The organism is Arthrobacter crystallopoietes (assembly GCF_002849715.1).
In the GTDB taxonomy this organism is placed as follows: domain Bacteria; phylum Actinomycetota; class Actinomycetes; order Actinomycetales; family Micrococcaceae; genus Crystallibacter; species Crystallibacter crystallopoietes.
In genome coordinates this window covers 1,165,327-1,185,023 of sequence record NZ_CP018863.1, presented here as the reverse complement: position 1 = coordinate 1,185,023, position 19,697 = coordinate 1,165,327, and the positions used below count along the sequence as shown (strand labels likewise).

General features: G+C 64.4%; 16 protein-coding genes and 1 pseudogene. 11 read left to right on the top strand and 6 right to left on the bottom strand.

Annotated elements, in window-relative coordinates; translation table 11 throughout:
- Positions 1–43: 43 nt before the first annotated feature.
- Positions 44–868, bottom strand: coding sequence for a nitrilase-related carbon-nitrogen hydrolase (locus AC20117_RS05735; protein WP_074700553.1), 825 nt, complete (start codon positions 866–868; stop codon positions 44–46).
- Between the two features lie 140 nt (positions 869–1,008).
- Between AC20117_RS05735 and AC20117_RS05730 the strand changes: the two are divergent.
- Positions 1,009–1,904 (top strand): annotated as a pseudogene (locus tag AC20117_RS05730) (dihydrodipicolinate synthase family protein).
- A gap of 13 nt (positions 1,905–1,917) precedes the next feature.
- Here the strand turns inward: AC20117_RS05730 and AC20117_RS05725 are convergent.
- The gene (locus tag AC20117_RS05725) at positions 1,918–2,562 is read right to left on the bottom strand and encodes a hypothetical protein (RefSeq protein WP_139186778.1); all 645 of its coding nucleotides are present in this window, start codon (positions 2,560–2,562) and stop codon (positions 1,918–1,920) included.
- 109 nt (positions 2,563–2,671) lie between these two features.
- Between AC20117_RS05725 and AC20117_RS05720 the strand changes: the two genes are divergently transcribed.
- From AC20117_RS05720 to AC20117_RS05695, 6 genes are all read left to right on the top strand, one after another.
- A complete protein-coding gene (locus tag AC20117_RS05720; protein ID WP_074700555.1) occupies positions 2,672–3,886 on the top strand; it encodes an MFS transporter in 1,215 nt (404 codons plus the stop codon).
- 148 nt (positions 3,887–4,034) lie between these two features.
- On the top strand, positions 4,035–6,431 hold the full coding sequence (locus AC20117_RS05715; protein WP_083339713.1) for a multicopper oxidase domain-containing protein: 2,397 nt from the start codon (positions 4,035–4,037) through the stop codon (positions 6,429–6,431).
- A 97-nt stretch (positions 6,432–6,528) separates the two neighbouring features.
- Positions 6,529–7,509 (top strand): S1C family serine protease, encoded by a 981-nt coding sequence (locus AC20117_RS05710; protein WP_074700556.1) that lies wholly within the window; start codon positions 6,529–6,531, stop codon positions 7,507–7,509.
- Between the two features lie 175 nt (positions 7,510–7,684).
- Complete coding sequence (locus AC20117_RS05705; protein WP_074700557.1) at positions 7,685–9,418, top strand: ABC transporter ATP-binding protein; 1,734 nt, start codon at positions 7,685–7,687, stop codon at positions 9,416–9,418.
- 203 nt (positions 9,419–9,621) lie between these two features.
- Positions 9,622–11,520, top strand: coding sequence for an ABC transporter ATP-binding protein (locus AC20117_RS05700; RefSeq protein WP_101632696.1), 1,899 nt, complete (start codon positions 9,622–9,624; stop codon positions 11,518–11,520).
- 289 nt (positions 11,521–11,809) lie between these two features.
- Positions 11,810–12,913 (top strand): Fic family protein, encoded by a 1,104-nt coding sequence (locus AC20117_RS05695; RefSeq protein ID WP_074700558.1) that lies wholly within the window; start codon positions 11,810–11,812, stop codon positions 12,911–12,913.
- Positions 12,914–12,920: 7 nt separating this feature from the next.
- Here the strand turns inward: AC20117_RS05695 and AC20117_RS05690 are convergent, their stop codons facing one another.
- Together AC20117_RS05690 and AC20117_RS24195 are read right to left on the bottom strand one after the other, a co-directional pair.
- A complete protein-coding gene (locus AC20117_RS05690; RefSeq protein ID WP_074700559.1) occupies positions 12,921–13,448 on the bottom strand; it encodes an Orn/Lys/Arg family decarboxylase in 528 nt (175 codons plus the stop codon).
- Positions 13,448–13,708, bottom strand: coding sequence for a hypothetical protein (locus AC20117_RS24195; RefSeq protein WP_335644987.1), 261 nt, complete (start codon positions 13,706–13,708; stop codon positions 13,448–13,450). The genes AC20117_RS05690 and AC20117_RS24195 overlap by 1 nt, the downstream gene beginning before the upstream one ends.
- Here AC20117_RS24195 and AC20117_RS05685 point away from each other — a divergent pair.
- Positions 13,668–13,919, top strand: a complete 252-nt coding sequence (locus AC20117_RS05685; RefSeq protein WP_139186779.1) for an aromatic amino acid lyase — start codon at positions 13,668–13,670, stop codon at positions 13,917–13,919. The genes AC20117_RS24195 and AC20117_RS05685 overlap by 41 nt on opposite strands.
- A 102-nt stretch (positions 13,920–14,021) precedes the next feature.
- On the opposite strand, the gene AC20117_RS05680 is transcribed toward AC20117_RS05685, so the two are convergent.
- A complete protein-coding gene (locus tag AC20117_RS05680) occupies positions 14,022–14,282 on the bottom strand; it encodes a GlsB/YeaQ/YmgE family stress response membrane protein (protein ID WP_074700561.1) in 261 nt (86 codons plus the stop codon).
- Positions 14,283–14,386: 104 nt separating this feature from the next.
- Between AC20117_RS05680 and AC20117_RS05675 the strand changes: the two genes are divergently transcribed.
- The 3 genes from AC20117_RS05675 to AC20117_RS05665 all read left to right on the top strand — a co-directional run bounded on the left by AC20117_RS05675 (position 14,387) and on the right by AC20117_RS05665 (position 17,421).
- Positions 14,387–15,205, top strand: a complete 819-nt coding sequence (locus tag AC20117_RS05675) for a CPBP family intramembrane glutamic endopeptidase (protein ID WP_074700562.1) — start codon at positions 14,387–14,389, stop codon at positions 15,203–15,205.
- Positions 15,206–15,320: 115 nt separating this feature from the next.
- The gene (locus tag AC20117_RS05670) at positions 15,321–15,893 is read left to right on the top strand and encodes a GNAT family N-acetyltransferase (protein ID WP_074703193.1); all 573 of its coding nucleotides are present in this window, start codon (positions 15,321–15,323) and stop codon (positions 15,891–15,893) included.
- A gap of 106 nt (positions 15,894–15,999) precedes the next feature.
- Positions 16,000–17,421, top strand: a complete 1,422-nt coding sequence (locus AC20117_RS05665) for an MFS transporter (RefSeq protein ID WP_074700563.1) — start codon at positions 16,000–16,002, stop codon at positions 17,419–17,421.
- A 179-nt stretch (positions 17,422–17,600) separates the two neighbouring features.
- Here the strand turns inward: AC20117_RS05665 and AC20117_RS05660 are convergent, their stop codons facing one another.
- A complete protein-coding gene (locus tag AC20117_RS05660) occupies positions 17,601–19,154 on the bottom strand; it encodes an amino acid permease (protein WP_418202238.1) in 1,554 nt (517 codons plus the stop codon).
- Positions 19,155–19,697 lie beyond the last annotated feature (543 nt).

Genomic DNA, 19,697 nt, shown 5'->3' with positions numbered 1-19,697 from the left:
TTGTGCATATGAGGCATAAGAACCGCGGCTAATAGTGCTAGTGCTAGTGCTGCGGCTGTTGCCAGGCGCGGTAAAGTGCGGGGCGGCGGTCACGGAGGTAGGGCACGTGGCGACGGGCGGCAGCGACGTCGTCGGTGGTGACGTCTGCCCACAGGACTTCGAATTCCGTGTCGGTTCCTGCCTGGGCGAGCAAGGCGCCGTCGGGGCCAACGATCACGCTGAGGCCGCCAAGCAGCAACTCCTGGCCGGCGTCCGCGGGCAACGCCCCGGTGTGGTTGGCGTAGGCGATGGCCAACTGGCTTTCCAGGGCGCGGGCCCGGAGCAGGATTCCGGGCACGTCCTGGAAGCCGGAACCGAGCGCCGTCGGAACCAGAGCCACGTCAGCGCCGGCGTCGGCCAAGGCGCGGACGGGCTCGGGGAACTCGACATCATAGCAGATCAGCAGGCCCACCCGGGTGCCCTCGAAATCCACCGCCGAGGGCGCAGCTTCGCCCGGGACGAAAACCTGCTGCTCTTCGCGATCGAACAGATGCACCTTGGCATACCGGAGGAGCTCATTCCCGGCCCGGTCCAGCAATGCGGCGGTAATGTGCCAGCCGCCGCAGTCGGCAGCTGCCGGTGTACTGTAGACCAGCCCGATCCGGTGTTCGCGCGCAATCCGGGCGGCGCCGTCGTCGATGGCGCGGGACAACTCCGGACCCAGGGAGGACTGAATGGCCAAAGGCGCGTAGCCGCAGATGAACAGTTCAGGGGTGACCAAGACGTCGGCTCCTGCTGCCGCAGCTTCGGCGGCGGCGCGAGCAACCAGAGCAAGATTCCCCGCGACGTCCAGCACCTCGCCGGCAGCCTGCATCACCGCGATCCGCATCCGGTCCTCCTTCTATATTTAAGTACCCGCCGGATTCAGCCTAAGCGGAAGCGGCGCAGCACGGCAGGATAAACTGCACCTGCCCCGAGTCCCGCAGGGATGAAACGCACAGGAACCCTCGACCAACAGGAGAGACAACGATGTTCGCAGGTTTGAGTGCCTTCCCCCTGACCCCTCTGTCGGATGACGCGGTGGACGAGGCTGCCTTCAGCGGCTTGGTCGAACGGCTCGCGGAGGCGAAGGTAGATTCCATCACCGCGCTCGGATCCACCGGGTCCTACGCCTACCTCAGCAGTGAGGAGCGAAGCCGTGTGGCCCGCCTGGCTGTTGAGCACGCCGGCGGAACTCCGGTGTTCATCGGCATCGGGGCGCTGCGGACCTCGCAGGTCCTCGCGAACGCTGAAAAGGCCGAACAGGCAGGAGCTTCCGGCCTCCTGCTCGCGCCGATGACGTACCAGCCCCTGACCGACGACGATGTGTTCGAACTGTTCCGGACGGTCACCGTCAATTCATCGCTGCCCGTCATCGTCTACGACAATCCCGGCACCACTCACTTCACCTTCACGACCGAGCTCTACGGACGCATCGCGGAACTTCCCGGTATCGCTTCCATCAAAATCCCCGGTGTTCCGGACGACCCGGAGCAGGCACAGGCGCGGATCCAGGAAATACGGGAAGCTGTCCCGGCACATGTGAGCATCGGGGTATCCGGCGATGCCAAGGCCGCCGCCGGTCTGGCCGCCGGGTGCGACACCTGGTACTCGGTCATCGCCGGCGCCCCCCCGCGCCGGCCCTGCGGATTACCCGCGCTGCCTTGGAAGGACGGGTTTCCGACGCGCTCGCGGAGTCCGAACGGCTCGCATCGTTGTGGCAGTTGTTCGCCGAGTACGGCGGGAGCATCCGGGTTGTCGCAGCCATCGCGGAACAGCTGGGACTCGTGCCGAGGGCGAGTCTGCCCTTGCCGATCCAAGGGCTGAACGAGGAGCAGCGTGCCCGTGTGGCCGCGACCATTCAGGACCTCGGCCTCGACCGGTAGTGCTGGCAACAGGTCAGCTGTCGGCGGAGTCCTTGAGTTCGATGTAGTCGATGATCATGAACCCGTCCCATGGCACCAGGGCCACATACCATTCCTGGGGCTTAACGGTCTCGGCCGAGACCGGCGGAAACCCTTCCCCGCGCGGGGGAATGTAGGCGGCGTCGAACTTCAGGAAGGTACCGGCGTCGGTGCTGGAGTGTTCCTTCATGGTCATGAGTTCGTATTCGCCGTTGGTGGAGTGGCCAGCTTCCAGCGCCAGCGCGATGTTCAGTTTGTTCAGGTCGCGCTGCTCGTCGTAATACGCTTCCCACGCCACGTCGGACCGCGTGACGAAGAGAGTATTGGCGTAGGCGTCGCGATGCAGCTGGGCTAGGTCTTCCGCGCAACTGGCGGGCAGGGCGGGGCCGCTCCACGCCGGCGAGGCGGCCAGTTCCGTGCCGGCATTGGCCCAGGCCGTGTAACTGGCCAGTACATTGGCGGCCACCTGTGCCGCGGAGCCCTGGCCGATCGGCTCGGCCTGCACCGAGGCCGGGTCCACTGCGGGGCAGGTGGGAGTCGCCGTCGGTGTTGGCGCCGGTTCCGGGGAGTTGCCGCTGCAGCCGGCCAGCAGGGCCGCGGCCGCCAGCATCATGACCGTTCCACGCCTGGCGTTACGCACTGCTTCCCCCTGTGAAGTCCCAACGGCCCATCCGGCTCGGACCAGCCTACCGGGTTCATGTGCCGGCCCGTTTACCGACGGCGGACGGAACCGGCCTAGCATCTAAAGCGTGACGACGGCGGACCAGCAGCCCTGGCCGGGGCATCCGAAAGGCAGCAGGGCCTACCGGCATTTGCTGATCGCGCTCCTCTTCGGCGGACTGGCCACCTTCGCCCAGCTCTACTCGGTGCAGGCCGTGCTGCCCGGCATCGCGCGCGACTTCCAGGTTTCGGCGGCGGACGCTGCCCTGAGCGTTTCCGCTGCCACCATCGGCCTCGCGCTCGCGGTCATCCCATGGTCCGCCATCGCCGACCGCGCCGGACGAAAACGCACGATGACCTGGGCGATCAGTGCCGCCGTCGTTCTTGGTTTGCTGCTGCCGCTCGCCCCAACTTTTCCTTCCATGCTGGCGCTGCGCTTTCTGGAGGGCGCGGCGCTGGGCGGGATTCCCGCCGTCGCGCTGGTGTACCTGAACGAGGAGGTCCAGCGGCTGCATGCGGCGGTGGCCGCGGGGACTTACGTTGCGGGAACGACCATCGGCGGCCTTGCCGGGCGGCTTGTAGCCGGCCCAGTAGCGGAGTTTACCGACTGGCGCGCGGGCGTGCTCGCGGTGAGCGTGCTCTCCGCAGTCGCCGCCGTCCTCTTTGTCCGGCTGGCGCCAGCGCCGCGCGGCTTCCGGCCGGTGGTCCGCGGGCAGGGGCCCAAGCTGGCCGAGCGGATCCTCATCAACCTGCGCTCGCCGCGGCTGCTGGCACTCTACGCACAGGGTTTCCTGCTGATGGGCGGCTTCGTCGCGGTCTACAACTACCTCGGCTTCCGGCTCGAGGCGCCGCCGTTCAACCTGCCGACGTCGCTGGCCAGCCTGCTCTTCCTGGCGTACCTGGCCGGCACGGTGTCGTCGCGGTTGGCCGGCGGACTGACCGTGCGGTTCGGGCGACTTCGGGTGCTGCTCGCCAGCATCCCGGTGATTGTCGCGGGCTTGGCGATCACGCTGGCCGATTCGCTGCCGGTCATCCTGGTGGGCCTGGTGGTCTTCACCGCGGGGTTCTTCGGCGCGCACTCGGTGGCGTCGGGGTGGACGCCGCGCTTGGCCACCGTGGGCCAGTCCCAGGCCTCGGGCCTCTACAACCTGTTCTACTACGCCGGCTCGAGCCTGCTCGGCTGGGCCGGCGGCCTGTTTTTCGTGCAGCTCGGCTGGGCCGGCGTCGCGATCTTTGCCGCTGTGCTCGCGCTTTTCGCAGGTACGACGGCGGTGCTCGCCCTGCGAGGTTCCGAGACGAAATAGCCGCTAGAGGACTTGGGCGCGGACCTGCCCGATCCGCCGTCGTGAACCTAAGTAGAGCCTCCGGGTCAAGGGTTTTCCAAGCTGGGGATGAAGTACTAGGTGCAGTACTTCTTGTGGGGATTAGTGCTTGCATCGAGAGGCTTTAGTTATGGGGAACGGTCTATTCAATCTTGTGCGGCGCGGAACGGCGCCCGCCACCAACGTCAGGACCGGTTCCACCGGGTCGGCTGGCGTGCTGGATCTCTTCATCAACGAGGGCTTTCTGCCCATGGTCGACGGCGCGTTGGTCTACCACCGTGGTTTTGGAGACCGCCAGACGGCACCTTCGGATCCGAACCCGAGCCTGCGGATAGCTCCGCGGATCTTTACCCGGTCGGGCAAGGTAGTCGAGAGCCGTACCTATCCGCTGGGCCGGCCGCTGCCGCCCCATGGCAGGCCCGCGCCGGAGCGTCCGGATCCGCAGGAAGAGTACTACTACCTGCCGAAACGCCGGTACTGGGCCAGCTATTTTCCGGAGCGGACCATCATCGCGGAGGTAGGCAGCACCATCAGGCTGCGCATCCACAACCGCCTTTCGCAGTCCCACGAACTGATGTTCCACGGAGCGGGAGCTAATCGGGGGGACGTCACTAGCGGAAGCATCCGCCCCGGCGGGACCGGGAAACTGGACCTGAAGGCCCCCGCTCCGGGAACGTACCTCTATACAGACCCCACCAATGGGGCTGTGGAACGCACGCTGGGACTCTATGGGGCACTGGTAGTTATCGACCCTGCCCGGGCTTGGCATCTCGGCCCGAACGGCCCGGAGTTCGAGCGCCAATGGCTGTGGATGTGTCATAACGTGGTGCCGGAGTGGGCCAGCGTTGCCTCCCGGGGCGGCAAGCTCGACAGCATCGGAACGGACGTATCCCCGCGCTACTTCAATCTGAATGACCAGGCCGGATTCCGGTCCCTCGGCGTCTCCGATGACCCTGAACTGAACGAAGAGAGGGAGGAAGACAGCCTTCCCTCCGGGTTTCCCCGTTTGACGGATGTGCGGAACTTCAGCCAGTCGCCGGCCACGGGAACGGTCCGGACAGGACAGCTGATCCGGATGGTCAACGCCGGCATCGTGGGACACCAGCTGCACTACCACGGCAATCACGTCTGGGCCGTCCGGGAGAACGGGAGGGACTTCCCGCGCGAGCGGGGCCGGGTGATGGCGGACGGCCACGTGAGCCTCCAGCAATGGGAGGACACTGTTGCGCTTTCGCCGCTTGAACGCAAAGAAGCGATCCTGCCGATGGTACGCCCGCCGGACTGCGTCGACGCCGTTTGGGAGGCACGTAAGGAAGACTGGCGGTACCCCATGCATTGCCATGCGGAACCTTCACAGACGGCGGCGGGTGGTTTGTACCCTGGCGGCCTGGTGGCGGATTGGGTGCTGGCCGGAGAGCAGGAAGCCGAAGCCCACCACAAATACGAGAGCCAGGTGGATTTCGCTTCCGACCAGCCCCATGAGGGCAGCCCGGAAACCCTGTTCCGACAGCGCCCGGACGTCTCGATGACGTTTGACTTCTTCGGCCGGGAGCTCGAGTTCCCGGACGGCGCCGAGCACGATGTCTGGAGTTTTGCCACTGACAGCAAGGACCGGGGTCTGCCCGGCCCCTTGGCGCGGTTCACCGAAGGGGAGATCTTCCACGGAACCATTGAACCGAGCAAGCGTGTGCACACCATTCATTGGCATGGCATTGAGCCGGATCCTCGCAACGACGGCGTGGGCCACACCTCCTTCGAGGTCACCGGCGACTACACCTACCAGCTACGGCCGGACGTCGGCGAAGCTGGAAATCCGAACCGCGGTGGGTCCGGGACGTACTTCTACCACTGCCACGTCAACACGCCGCTGCATGTCCAGATGGGCATGTTCGGCGTGGTCATCGTGGACCCTGCCATCGACCGCGTGAAGCCGCCGAAGCGGGGAACCAGACGCGCCTTCGTTGACGGCCCGGAGTACGACATAGCCACTGAAACGGTGCTGCTTCCCTACTCGGTGGACCCAAGCTGGCATGAGATGAACCATGCCGAAGGCCTTTCCGGCGAGGACGCCGGCCTGAACCGGTTCAAGGCCAAGCATTTCTATACCCTGGGCGGAGTTATTCCCAAGCGGCCGGGCGGCCGCCGGGTCTGGGCCTTCTCCAGTATGAAAGCGAATACGAAGCAAAGCGGGCTAGCGCCGACGTTGGTCCGCATGGTCAACGTGGACTATTTCCCCACCCTGACGGAATTTACCGACATGAAGGGCAAGCCGGTGGCGATGGCGGATCTGATTGCCCATGACGGGCGTCCCTTCCGCAACACGGCAAATCCCAACGGCCCGTCCGAGCCGGTCTGGTCCAGCAAGTATCCGCTCCGCACCAGCAAGATAGCGTCGGGAGCGGCGGAAAAATACGACTTCCTGCTGCGCCCGCCCGCTCGCGGCGAGTACCTCATGCATATCAAGTTCCTGTCCTGGGTACCGGGGCAGGTGCGGGCCACCAAGACGATAACCATTAACGCTGTATAGGAGGCCGGGAGCGTTCACCGAAGGCGTAGCGCCTGCCGGATCAATCACGGACCCAAGGTGGTTTTAATAGATCACCAACTGTTCGAGGAAGTGCCCGGTGAACGCAACGCCCGGCACCGGTCCAGCACCCGGCGCCGAAGACCCGCTTGATGCCTACTCACGGACCGTCATCCGTGTGGCGGAGTCCGTTACCCCGCACGTGGCTGCCATCGAGATGGCGCGCCATGGCCGCAATGGCCCGGTACGGGTGGGTGCCGGTTCGGCCGTGGTGTTCACCGAAGACGGTTACCTGCTGACCAACGCCCATGTGGTCGCCCGCGCGAATGAAGGGCGGGCAGTATTTGCGGACGGAAGTGCCGCGGACATCGACATCATCGGCGCCGACCCGCTGTCCGATCTCGCCGTCCTCCGCGGTCTGTCCGCCACGCCGGCACCTGCGCGGCTCGGCGACGCCGAAGCGCTGCGGGTGGGACAACTGGTCATCGCGGTCGGCAACCCGCTGGGCCTGAGCGGCTCCGTTTCCGCAGGAGTGGTGAGCGGTCTCGGCCGCTCCATGCCTGCCTGGTCCGGCGGGAGCAGGCGGGTGATCGAAGACGTGATCCAGACGGACGCGGCCCTCAACCCGGGCAGCTCCGGCGGTGCGCTCGCCGACAGCCGCGGCTACGTGGTGGGCATCAGCACGGCCGTGGCCGGGGCCGGTCTGGGCCTTGCCATCCCGATCAACGCCACCACGCGCCGCATCATCTCCGCCCTGCTGACCGACGGACGGGTCCGGCGCGCCTATCTGGGACTGGTCAGCACCCCGGTGCAGCTGCCGGCAACCGTCAAGCTGCGCAACGGGCAGCGGCACGCGCTGCGCGTCGTCGAGGTCATACCCGGTTCGCCCGCCGCCAAGGCAGGCCTGAAGCAGGGCGACCTGGTGGTCAGCGCCGGCCGCCGTCCGGTAGCCAGCGCCGAAAGCCTGCAGAAGCTGCTCTTTTCCGACGCCATCGGCGTGCCCTTCCCGGTCACCGTCATGCGCTCCGGCGCGCTGGTGGATGTCATTGCCGTCCCGGAGGAGATGACCGAATCCGTCTAACTGACCGAGCCTCAGCGCCCGCCCAAAGATCGTCCTTTCGACTGATAGACAGTTCCCAATAGCAGGCATACGCTAGGGTGCGGCTTTATTTGCGGCGCCGTCCGGCAATTGGCGTCCGCTGTCGCGGTACTCCCGCACCCTGGCTCAACACTCACGATTCCGAGGAACCGGCTTCATGCTGATCAAACTGGTCCGTCACTACATACGGCCCTATCTGTCACTGGTCCTGGCGGTGGTGATCCTGCAGCTCGCAGCGACCATCGCGGCCCTCTACCTGCCCAGCCTGAACGCCCAGATCATTGACCAGGGTGTGGCCCGCGGCGATACCGAATACATCTGGAACACCGGCATGGTCATGCTCGGGGTCAGCCTCATCCAAGTAACGACGGCGATCGCCGCGGTCTGGTTCGGGTCGAAGGCGGCGATGGCCGTCGGCCGGGATGTGCGCAAGGGCGTCTTCCACAAGGTATCCGGCTTCTCCGCCCAGGAGGTCAACGAGTTCGGCGCGCCCAGCCTGATCACCCGCGGCACCAACGATGTGCAGCAGGTCCAGATGCTGGTGCTGATGGGCCTGAACTTCATGGTGGCGGCGCCCATCATGTGCATCGGTGGCATCATCATGGCGCTGCGCGAGGACCTTGCACTGTCCTGGCTGGTGTGGGTATCCGTGCCGGCGTTGTTCGTCGTCGTTGGTTTCCTGGTCTGGCGCCTGATGCCGCTGTTCCGGTCCATGCAGACCAAGATCGACAACATCAACGGGGTGCTGCGCGAGCAGATCACCGGCATCCGCGTGGTGCGGGCCTTTGTCCGCGAGCCGTTCGAGGCCAAGCGGTTCGGCAAGGCGAACCGGGAGCTGACGGACGTGTCCCTGGCCGTGGGCTCGCTGTTTGTGCTGATGTTCCCGGCGATCGGCATGATCCTGCACCTGGCCACGGCGGCCGTGCTGTGGTTCGGCGGGCTGCGGGTGGACGCGGGGGAGATGCAGGTGGGCGCGCTGACCGCGTTCCTGCAGTACCTGCTGCAGATCCTGGTGGCGGTCATGATGGGCACGTTCATGGCCATGATGATTCCGCGCGCTTCGGTCTGCGCCGAGCGGATCGGCGAGGTGCTGGGCGTCAAGCCCTCCATCCACGAGCCCGAGCAGCCGCTGCAGCCGGCGGACAAGGCCGGCGTGGTGGAGTTCCGGAACGTTTCCTTCGCTTATCCGGGCGCCGAAGCCCCGGTGCTCAACGATGTCAGTTTCACCGCCCGGCCGGGGCAGACCACCGCCATTGTGGGCAGTACTGGCTCCGGCAAGAGCACGCTGATTTCCATGCTGCCCCGGCTGTTCGACGTCGGCAGCGGCGAGGTCCTGCTCGACGGCATCCCCATCACCAGCATGGCGCGCCCGGACATCACCGACCGCGTGGCGCTGGTGCCGCAGCGGCCGTACCTGTTCTCCGGCACCATCGCGCACAACCTGCGCTTCGGCAACCCCCAAGCGCACGACGACGACCTCTGGGAAGCCCTCACCGTAGCCCAGGGCGCGGATTTCGTGCTGGCCAAGGAGCACGGCTTGAACTCGCCGGTGTCGCAGGGCGGCACCAACGTGTCCGGCGGGCAGCGCCAGCGGCTCTGCATCGCCCGGGCGCTGGTGGCCAAGCCCAAGGTGTACCTGTTCGACGATTCGTTCTCGGCGCTGGATGTGGCCACGGATGCGCGGCTGCGGGCGGCGCTGAAGGCCAAGACCAAGGACGCCACGGTGATCATCGTGGCCCAGCGCGTCACCACCATTACGGACGCGGACCAGATCCTGGTGATGGAGCACGGGCAGATCGTGGCCCGCGGCACCCACGAGGAGCTGCTGGAAACCTCGCCCACCTACCAGGAAATTGTCGAATCGCAGACCCAGGCGGAGGAGGTGGCATGAGCGCGGACAAGGACACGGATAAGGACCTCCGGCAGGACGATGGCCCCGCCATCGACCCGCGCACCAGCGACGGCCCCGCCATAGACCGACCTATCGACGGGCCCACCATCGACCCGGTGGTGGCGCCGACTCCCGGCGCGGCCGCGGACGCCGAGGCACAGGTCCTGGAGGAGGAGTTCCAGCCCACCGAGGCCGACGGCGACATGTTCGGCGGCACGCCGGCGAAGAAGGCCAAGCACTTCTGGCCGTCCGCCAAGCGGCTCTTCGGGCTGCTGAAACCGGAAAAGGCTGCAATTGCCGTGGTGCTCGCGATGGTGATCATCGCCGTCGTACTTAATGTCATTGCTCCGCGGGTGCTCGGCAACGCAATGGACGTGATTTTCAACGGTGCCATCAGCAGCAACCTGCCCGCCGGCGCCACCCAGGAACAGGTGATCGCGGGGCTGCGCGCGCAGGGCCAGGAGCAGTTCGCGGACCTGCTCTCCGGGATGGAAATCACGCCCGGCACCGGCATCGATTTCGAGCTGCTGGGCCGGCTGATCGCTATTGTGCTGGGCATGTACGTGGTGTCCTCGCTCTTCATGTGGCTGCAGGGCTACGTGCTGAACCAGGTGGTCATGCGCGTGGTCTACAACCTCCGCCGCGATGTGGAGGACAAGCTGAACCGGCTGCCGCTGAACTATTTCGATACCCGCCAGCGCGGCGACCTGCTCTCCCGGGTAACTAACGACGTCGACAACGTCCAGCAGGCGCTCCAGCAGGCCTTCGCGCAGCTGATCATGTCTGCGCTGAGCCTGATCGGCATCACGGTCATGATGTTCATCGTCTCCTGGCAGCTGGCCGTGATCGCCCTGATCGCGCTGCCGCTCTCCGCGGTGGGAGCGGGCCTGATCGGTGCACGCAGCCAGAAGCTCTTTGCTGCCCAGTGGAAGAACACCGGACAGCTGAACGGGCATATCGAGGAGTCTTTCAGCGGGCACGATCTGGTGCGCGTCTTCGGCCGGGAGAAGGAATCGCTGGCGCAGTTCGACGAGAAGAACGAGGAGCTCTACAAGGCCTCCTTCGGCGCGCAGTTTGTCTCCGGGATGATCATGCCCGTCATGCAATTCATCTCCTACCTCTCCTACGTGGGGATCGCGGTGGTGGGCGGGCTGCGTGTGGCCTCCGGTTCCATGACTCTGGGCGATGCGACGGCGTTCATCCAGTACTCGCGTGAGTTCAACCAGCCGTTGAGCCAGATGGCCGGCATGGCCAACATGCTGCAGTCAGGCGTGGCCTCCGCCGAGCGCGTGTTCGAATTGCTCGACGCCGAGGAGCAGGACCCGGACACGGCCACTCAGTCGCTGCCGGCCAAGACGGACGGCCACGTGGAGTTCGAGCACGTCAGCTTCAGCTACACGCCGGACAAGCCGCTGATCGAGGACCTGTCCTTCGCGGCGAAGCCTGGCGAAACCGTGGCGATTGTCGGGCCCACCGGGGCCGGCAAGACCACGCTGGTGAACCTCGTGATGCGCTTCTACGAGCTGAACTCCGGCCGGATCACCCTGGACAACGTGGACATCACGCAGCTCAGCCGTGCCGAGCTGCGCTCCAAGGTGGGCATGGTGCTGCAGGACGCCTGGCTGTTCGGCGGCACCATCGCGGAGAACATCCGCTACGGCAATCTCGACGCCAGCGAAGAGCAGGTGCTGGAGGCGGCAAAGGCCACCTACGTGGACCGCTTTGTGCGCGCGCTGCCGGACGGCTACGACACGGTGATCGACGAAGAAGGCAACAACGTCAGCGCGGGCGAGAAGCAGCTGATCACCATCGCCCGCGCGTTCCTGGCCAACCCGTCGCTGCTGATTCTGGACGAGGCCACCAGTTCGGTGGACACCCGGACCGAGCTGCTGGTCCAGCACGCCATGGCGGCGCTGCGCACTGACCGGACCAGTTTTGTGATCGCGCACCGGCTCTCAACGATCCGCGACGCCGACATCATCCTGGTGATGGAGGACGGGCAGATCGTGGAGCAGGGCAACCACGCAGAACTGCTTGAAGCCCAGGGTGCCTACTACCGGCTCTACATGTCCCAGTTCGCCGCTGCCGCAGACACGGTGTAGTGCCTGCTGGAGGGCTGCGGTGGGCATGGCTGGGAGAAACAATAACTTGATAAATCCATGTCTTTGTAAAGTTTGAGACGCTAGAATTGAAATCAATTACTAACTTTCAAGTTTGGTTGCTTAGGAGGGACTTTCCATGGGTAAGTGGCCTGCGCTTACCTACGAAACTCTTCCATGGGAGCCCTCTAGCCAAGGATCCAAAGCTGACCGAACTTTCCGCCGCTACGGCGCTAGCATCCCTGCGACGATCTCCGAACTGGAATGGCGCTCTTCGGCAGAGACTGCAACGGTGACCGAGGCGGCGGTTGCAGCGATCGTCCGGCTCGATGCGACCGCCGGTCAGGTTCTCGCCCCTCTGTCCGGGTTCCTGCTGCGCAATGAGGCGGAGTCTTCATCGAAGATCGAGCATGTGCAGTCCACACCGTTGGCTTTGGCACGTGCGACGCTTGGCATCAGGAGCTCGGAGGCGGCCATTTCAACCCTCGCCGCGGCCGCCGCAATCGAGGATCTGATTTCCGTGGGGGAAGAGACCAACCCGGCGGATCCATCCAACCTGAACCACGCCCACGCCATTTTGATGCGGCCTGATCCGCTGAATCGGAAGTTCTCAGAGGAGTTGCGCGACCAGCAGAATTGGATCGGCGGCTCCGACTACACCCCTCGGGGAGCGTTGTTTGTGCCGCCGGCCCCGGGGCGAGTTGCGACCCTGATGGCCGATCTCCATGACTTTTGCGAGAGGAAGGACCTCCCCGCCCTCGCGCAGGCCGCGATCGCACATGCCCAGTTTGAGACGATCCATCCCTATACCGACGGCAACGGCCGCATAGGGCGAGCCTTGTTAAATGCTGTTCTCCGCTACCGGGGGGTCACGACCGCCGCAATCGTCCCTATCGCGTCTGCCTTCATGGCCAGTCGCGATGTCTACTTCGCGCTCCTTGGCGCCTATAGAAACGGGGAAGCAGATCTGTTCGTTGACTACATCGCCCGCTGCGCACTCTCTGCCTGCCGGGCAGCATCCGAATCGGCCACGACGTTGGCTGGGCTGCCGGGGCAGTGGAGAGACGCCGTGAATCCCCGCTCAGGATCCGCAGCCCTGAAGCTGATCGACTCGCTGCTCGGCCAGCCCCTCCTCACAGCCGGGCTCGCCGCTGAACGTGCGAACTGCACTCCCCAAGCCGCTTACAATGCCATCGCGAAGCTGGAGGAGGCAGGCGTGCTGCGCAATATTGGCAAGGGGTCCCGCGGCCAAGCCTGGGCCGCGGGCGACGTGCTGGACGAGACGGAGACCCTTATCGAGCGGATCAACGAGTCTAGTGCTGATCTGCTCAATCCTTTGGCTCGCTCCTACATCAGTCATCAACAGGCCCAAGCCAACAGCCCAGCAGACTCCTAGCAGCCTTCTAGCCCAGGACCCGGTAGCCGAATTCCGGATGGAAGCCGTGCACCTCCCGCACATCCAGCGCGGCCATGTAGTCGAGGATCTCGCTGGTAATGACCTGTCCGGGGACCAGCACCGGGAAGCCCGGGGGATACGGGGTAACGAATGTTGCGGAGACCAGCTCCTTACCGTCCGCCACGAGCCGCGCGGCAGCTTCCGGCTGCAGGCAACGGCAGGAGCCTTCCCCGTAGGTGAGGAAATGGGCGGTCCGGAGGTCGCCGTCAGGAGTGTCCGGGCCCGAGCGGAAACGGTCCGCGAAGCGGCTGATGTTTGGCAGCGGGGGCGGCGCCGTCGTGAGCGAGGCTACCCGGACCTGCCGGGCCTGCAGTGCGAGCGGGCTCATCCCCGCTTGTTCCTCGTCAAAGGCCTCGGCCAGCTGGACCAGGACCTCGAGCAGGTAGGCCACGGCACTGCGGGTGGTGCCGATATTGGTCATGAGCAGCACCGTGTTGCGGGAGGTCTTGTTGACCTGGATCCCGAACCGGTCCATCAGGTAGCCGTTGCGGCGCCGAGGATCCGGAAATGATTTCGCAGCAGCGGCTGCCGTTGCACCGCCGCGGCGATGCCACCCGCCAAATCCATCTGCCGCTGCACCAGTTCAAAACCCTCCAGCTCCACCTGTCGGCGGCCGGCGTCCAGGGAAGCGAGGATTTGATAGTTCGGTGAGGTGGAGGTGTGCGTCATGTAGGCCTCGTGGAAGGACTCGGCATTGCGTACCGCCGTCGACAATCTGCGCCGGGTGCTGGCCATCGAGCTGGTGGCAGCTGCCCGCGGCATTGAGCTGCGTGCGCCGTTGCGACCGGGACCGGCCACCGGCGCCGCGCTGGCAGTGCTGCGCGAACGGGTGGCCGGGCCTGGACCTGACCGATTCCTGGCGCCGGAGCTGGCCGCCGCGGAGGCACTTATTGCTGCGGGACAACTGCGCACCGCCGTCGAAGTCGCCACCGGCCCACTCGGATAGAGGAGGCCAGTGGCAAACCTGCGGCCTGGAACGGTTGCCGTTCCAGGCCGCAGGTCTGTTTAAGGCATCAGGGGACCCAGCCGCTTGCCGGCAAGTCAATACCTAGCGGCGGACGCTCCGGCGGCCGGCGACACCCTCGGCCACGCCGATCAGGAGCACCGCTGCGATTACGGCCACAACAAATCCGAGGACGTTCAGCTCGAAGATGTCGCCGGTACCCAGCAGATTCGCGATCAGGCCACCAATGACTGATCCAACCAGGCCCAGCAGCAGCGTGGCCACCAGGCCAAGATTCTGCTTCCCGGGCTTAATAAGACGCGCGAGCGCCCCGATGACGAGTCCTGCGATGATAAAACCGATCATGTTGCCTCCTAGTAAGTTTCACTAAACGTAAGCATACTTAGTAGTGCTTGGCAAAACCCGCGAGACCGGTTTCGCGACGCGGACGACGCTGACATGCTTGTGGGGTGACATCAATCTCGATCGAACCGCCCCGTACGGCGCTCAGCTGGAAACTGGTGCCAGCGGTGCTGCTCTCGGTGTCTGGTGTGCTGCTTTTCGGCGTCGAGAATAACCCTGTTGGTTACAGCGTGCTCGGCCTCAGCTTGGTCGCGGCCGCGTTGATTGACCGTGAGTTCGTGCGGCATCTCGCGCTGGTCGCAGCGGGCATGGTGATCATCAGCCTCGTGCCGCTTAACGCTGATTTGAGTATTCAGCACATGGTGCTGATGGGCGCTGCACTCGCCTTGGCCGTGCTCGTGCCGTGGCTGGTGTCGCGCTTTGTTTACCGCGAGAAGATCATCAGATTTCCGGTGAACACTGGCCGTAAATGGCCGCTGACAGCGAAGCTGTACCTGATCGGCGTTGTTGCGCTCGGGTATTTCATTCTCCCCGGATACCTGATCAGCACCGGCGTCTACCAGAACTGGCCGGACGCATCCGATCCCACCATCTTCTGGCGTCTCTTTCTTGGGGTGAACGCCGTTGGAATCTGGGATGAGCTGTTCTTTATCTGCACCACCTTCACGCTCCTGCGGCGGCATTTTCCGGATTGGCTCGCCAACTTCCTGCAAGCCGTGATCTTCTCGTCTTTCCTGTGGGAGATTGGCTACCAGGCCTGGGGGCCGCTGCTGACGTTCCCGTTCGCGCTGCTGCAGGGTTACACCTTCAAGCTGACGAAGTCGTTGACCTATGTCGTGTCAGTTCACTTGATCTTCGACTTCGTCCTGTTCCTCGCGCTGGTGCACGCCCACAACCGTGACTGGCTGCCGATCTTCTTGTACTGATCCCACTCCTGAAAAGCAGCTCTAACAAGCACCGCGGACCTCTTCGGTGCGCGAAGTCCGGGCTGTTCTGCAGCAAGCCGTTGTCAGCATCGGGCGCGGGTGGCACTGTGATTGCATGACGATCGAGGTGCGCGCGGCTACGGCGTTCGACGACGTAAAGACGATGCTCGGGCCCAAGCGGCCGGATGCGAACGTGTGCTGGTGCCTGAGCTATCGCATTCCATCGAAGGACAATCTGGCGTTGCGAGGTCAGGAGCGCGGCCAGCTTGCGGAGCTTCTGTGCCGGCAGGATCCGCCACCTGGGGTGCTCGCTTACGACGGCGACGAGGTGGTCGGCTGGGCCGCCGTGCATCCGAAAGCGGACACCAGCTTCGCCCGCAATCGGAAGATTCCGCACGTGGACGACGTCGATGTGTGGTCGGTGTGGTGCATTCGGGCGCGGCCGGGGCATCGCGGCAAGGGCATTTCGCATCATCTACTTAGAGGCGCCGTCGAATTTGCACGGAAGCATGGGGCGCCTGCGATTGAGGGGTATCCCGTCGACAACGATGGCAAGAAGGTGGACCTCACCATGGCTTACGTGGGAACGCGCAAGCTCTTCGAACGAGCTGGGTTCAGCAAGGTAGCCGACACCGACTCGGTGCTGAACGGGTTCCCTCGCGTACTAATGCGGCTCGACCTTGGCTAACAAGTCATCAGTGGGACAGCCGGGTAGATGCGGATCGTCGGCTCAAGGTTCCATAGATTCCGCCGTCGCTCTTTCAACGGGTTTACAACGGTTCTACGCTTGGAACATGCCGCAGGAAGATCCCTCCTCCGCGGACCTTGAAACAGCGGACAGGCAAGCCGTTACCAAAGCGACGCCGCCGCAAGCGGGGCACCGCACGTTCATGCATGTGCTGGTCAATACGGCCCTTGCCAACGTGATCACCAGCTTTCTCTGGTTCGCTTTGACTTTCTGGGTGTACCTGGAAACCCGTTCCGTGCTGGCCACCGGTCTCATCGGCGGCGCCTACATGCTGCTTGTCGCGTTCTTCGGCCTGTTCTTCGGCGTGCTGGTGGACCGCTACCGCAAGCACGCGGTGATGGTGGGCTCGACGCTGTTCACGGTGGCCTGCTTCGGGCTGGCGGGACTGATGTTCCTGCTGGTTCCGGAGGACGCGTTGCTGAGCCTGACCGGAATCTGGTTCTGGCTCTTTGCCCTCGTGGTACTTATCGGCGCGGTGGTTGAACAACTGCGCAACATCGCCCTGTCCACCACCGTGACGCTATTGGTGCCGACCGAGCGCCGGGCCAATGCCAACGGCTTGGTCGGAACCGTGCAGGGGCTCGCGTTCATGATCACCTCCGTCTTCAGCGGACTGGCGATCGGAATGCTGGGCATGGGCGGGACGATCATCATTGCGCTGGTCGCCTGCGGTGTGGTGCTGGTGCACTTGCTGATCCTCAGGATTCCCGAACCCAGGATCGTGCGCGCCCAGGAGCGCGAGAGTTTCGCCGATCTACGTGCGGGCATTGCGGCGGTCCGCGCGACCCGGGGATTGTTCGCGCTGATCCTGTTCACCACCTTCAACAACCTGACGGGCGGGGTGTTCATGGCACTCATGGACCCGTATGGCCTGACGATCTTCCCGGTGGAGATCTGGGGCGTGGTGCTGGGCGTGACGGCGACCGGTTTCCTGATCGGCGGCGGGCTGGTGGCCAAGTTTGGGCTGGGCAAGAACCCGATCCGCACGATGCTGATCCTGGTGGCCTGCACCGGCCTCCTCGGTGCGACGTTCACCATTCGAGAATGGTGGTGGCTCTATGCGGTGGGCATCTGGATCTTCATGATGATCATCCCGGCGGTCGAGGCCGCGGAGCAGACCGTGATTCAGAAAGTGGTTCCGTATGCGACTCAGGGCAGGGTCTTCGGGTTCGCCATGACGTTTGAGGCGGCGGCCGCTCCGATCACTGCGTTCATGATCGCGCCGCTGGCCGAATTCTGGATCATTCCCTACATGAATTCACAGCCTGGGAGGCAAAGCTGGGCGTGGCTGTTGGGGGAGGGGGACGCCCGCGGCATTGCGCTGGTGTTCCTGATCTCCGGGATCGCGTCGATCGTGCTGGGGCTCGCGGCTTTGCTCACGCGGTCGTATCGCCGGCTCTCGGTTGCGTATGCCAATGCCCCGGAGAGCGCGCCGCTGGCGGCTGACGAGCAGGGTCCCTCTAGATGATCATGTCCTATTGCCTTCGGCGTTGTTTGATGCAGGATGCCGGGGAACATGCCGCGCAGGTGGGCCCGCGCATAGCGGACCCACCTGGTCTCGGACGAGGATTCGTGCAGCAGGTGCTGTGACTCGTCGTGGCCTGCGGCTGCTGCCGGGATACCCTCAGCGGGCGAGCAGCAGCGGGGTCAGCGGGTGCCGCCGGCAGGTTCGAGCTCGAGGTCATCCGGTGCCGTGATATCCATTTCGTGCAGCGGTACCAGCTTGGACTTGGTGATGAAGCGGTGGGCCAGCCATAGGACGATGAAGGCCGGCAACCCGATGTAGGAGGAAAGCACTTCCAGGCCTCGTCCGGCAAGCACAGCCTCGTAGTTCTGTCCCGCGATCACTAGGATCAGCAGGGCGAAGGCCAGCAGTGGGCCGATCGGGAACAAGGAGGCCTTGTACGGCAGGTCGCTGACCTTGTTGCCCTGTGCTAGGAAGCCTCGCCTGAAGCGGTAGTGGGAGATCGCGATCCCCGCCCAGACGATGAAGCCGCATAGGCCGGACATGTTCAGCAGCCAGGAGTAGGCCGAGCCCTGGCCGACGATCGCGGATACGAAGCCGAAGAGTCCCACGGCCGCGGTGGCCAGCAGCGCCGGGATCGGCACGCCGCGCGAATTGGTGCGGCCGAAGATTTTCGGGGCCTTGCCATCGTGGGCCATGGCGTAAAGCATGCGGGTGGATGCATAGAGTCCGGAGTTGCCCGCTGAGAGGATGGCGGTCAGGATCACCGCGTTCATCAGGGCGGCTGCGAACGCGATCCCGGCGCGTGAGAAGACCAGGGTGAACGGGGATACTGCAACATCGGCCTCGCCGGAGGCCAGCAGGCTCGGGTCGGTGAACGGGATCAGGCAGCCGATGATGAAGATGGCGCCGATGTAGAAGAGCATGATGCGCCAGAAGACCGTGCGGATGGCCTTAGGTACTTCGCGGCGCGGGTTCTTGGCTTCGCCTGCGGCCACACCCACCAGTTCGGTGCCTTGGAAGGAGAACCCGGCAATCATGAACACCGAGATGATCGAAACCCAACCGCCGTGGAACACTTCGTCCCGGTTTTCCCAATTGCTGAGGCCAGGAGAGTCGTTCCCGAGGATGCCGAAGATCATCAGCACGCCGGCGATCAGGAAGAGCACCACTGCCGAGACCTTGATCAGGGAGAGCCAGAACTCCGACTCACCGAAGGACTTCGCCGAGAGGGCGTTGAGCCCGGTCAATACCAGCAGAAAGATCCCAGCCCATACCCAGCCGGGGATGCCGGGGAACCAGAAGTCCATGATGATTCCGGCTGCGACCAGTTCGGCGGCGACTGTGATGGCCCAGTTGAACCAGTAGTTCCAGCCGATCGCGAACCCGAAGGAGGGGGAGACAAAACGCGTGGCAAAGGTCTGGAAGGATCCTGCGACCGGAATTTTTGCCGACATTTCACCCAGCGACTGCATAAGCAAGAACACCATCAGCCCGACCAGCGCGTAGGCGACTAGCGCGCCACCTGGGCCCGCCTGGGAAATGGTGCCGCCCGAGGCCACGAACAGCCCGGTACCGATCGCACCGCCTATAGCGATCATCTGCAGGTGACGGCTGCTTAACCCGCGCTTGAGTTCGTTGGCGGTGTCGTTGGAGGTGTGGTGTGCACCTGTCGCTGGAGAGGATCCAGGTTGCGCCGTCGCATTGGATTCGATTTCTGCGGAAGTTCGCGTCATGGGCGTCATGCGATACCACCAAGGGGCATCAATGCGATCCGGCTGTCCGCCACCATGTATCCCGAGCTGCGGAACAATCCTGAGTCGATAACGCCACCCGCAGCGATCATCATTGATTGCTGCGTTTCCGTCGATTTGGGCAGACCGGCGGGGCGGCCGGGCGCGACCGTCCGATCTTCTGTATGCGTGGGGGAGCTGAGTCCCATGTTGCCTCCGGGAAAGTAGCTGCGGTGGATTGAATCTTCCGGCGAACTTGGCTTGGAAGAGCAGTGATCAAGCTAACACGCAGAAGGAAAGAGTTCTTTTGCCAGGCGAATGTTGCACGGCAGTGCCCGCGAAATCTTACCGTTGCGCTTCGAATATGCGCCAGCAGCATAAGACTTACTAATTTACATCGGCATACAGGTAAGCGGGTCTTGTTGATCTGCTAGAACGCGTGCTGCGCCAAGCGAGTTCCGCCTGCGGCAGGCGCAGCACCTGCCTGGAGTGTTGCCGGGTTGTGCAAGATCGAGAAGCCGACCCTCTGGTTAGGTAAGCCGCGAC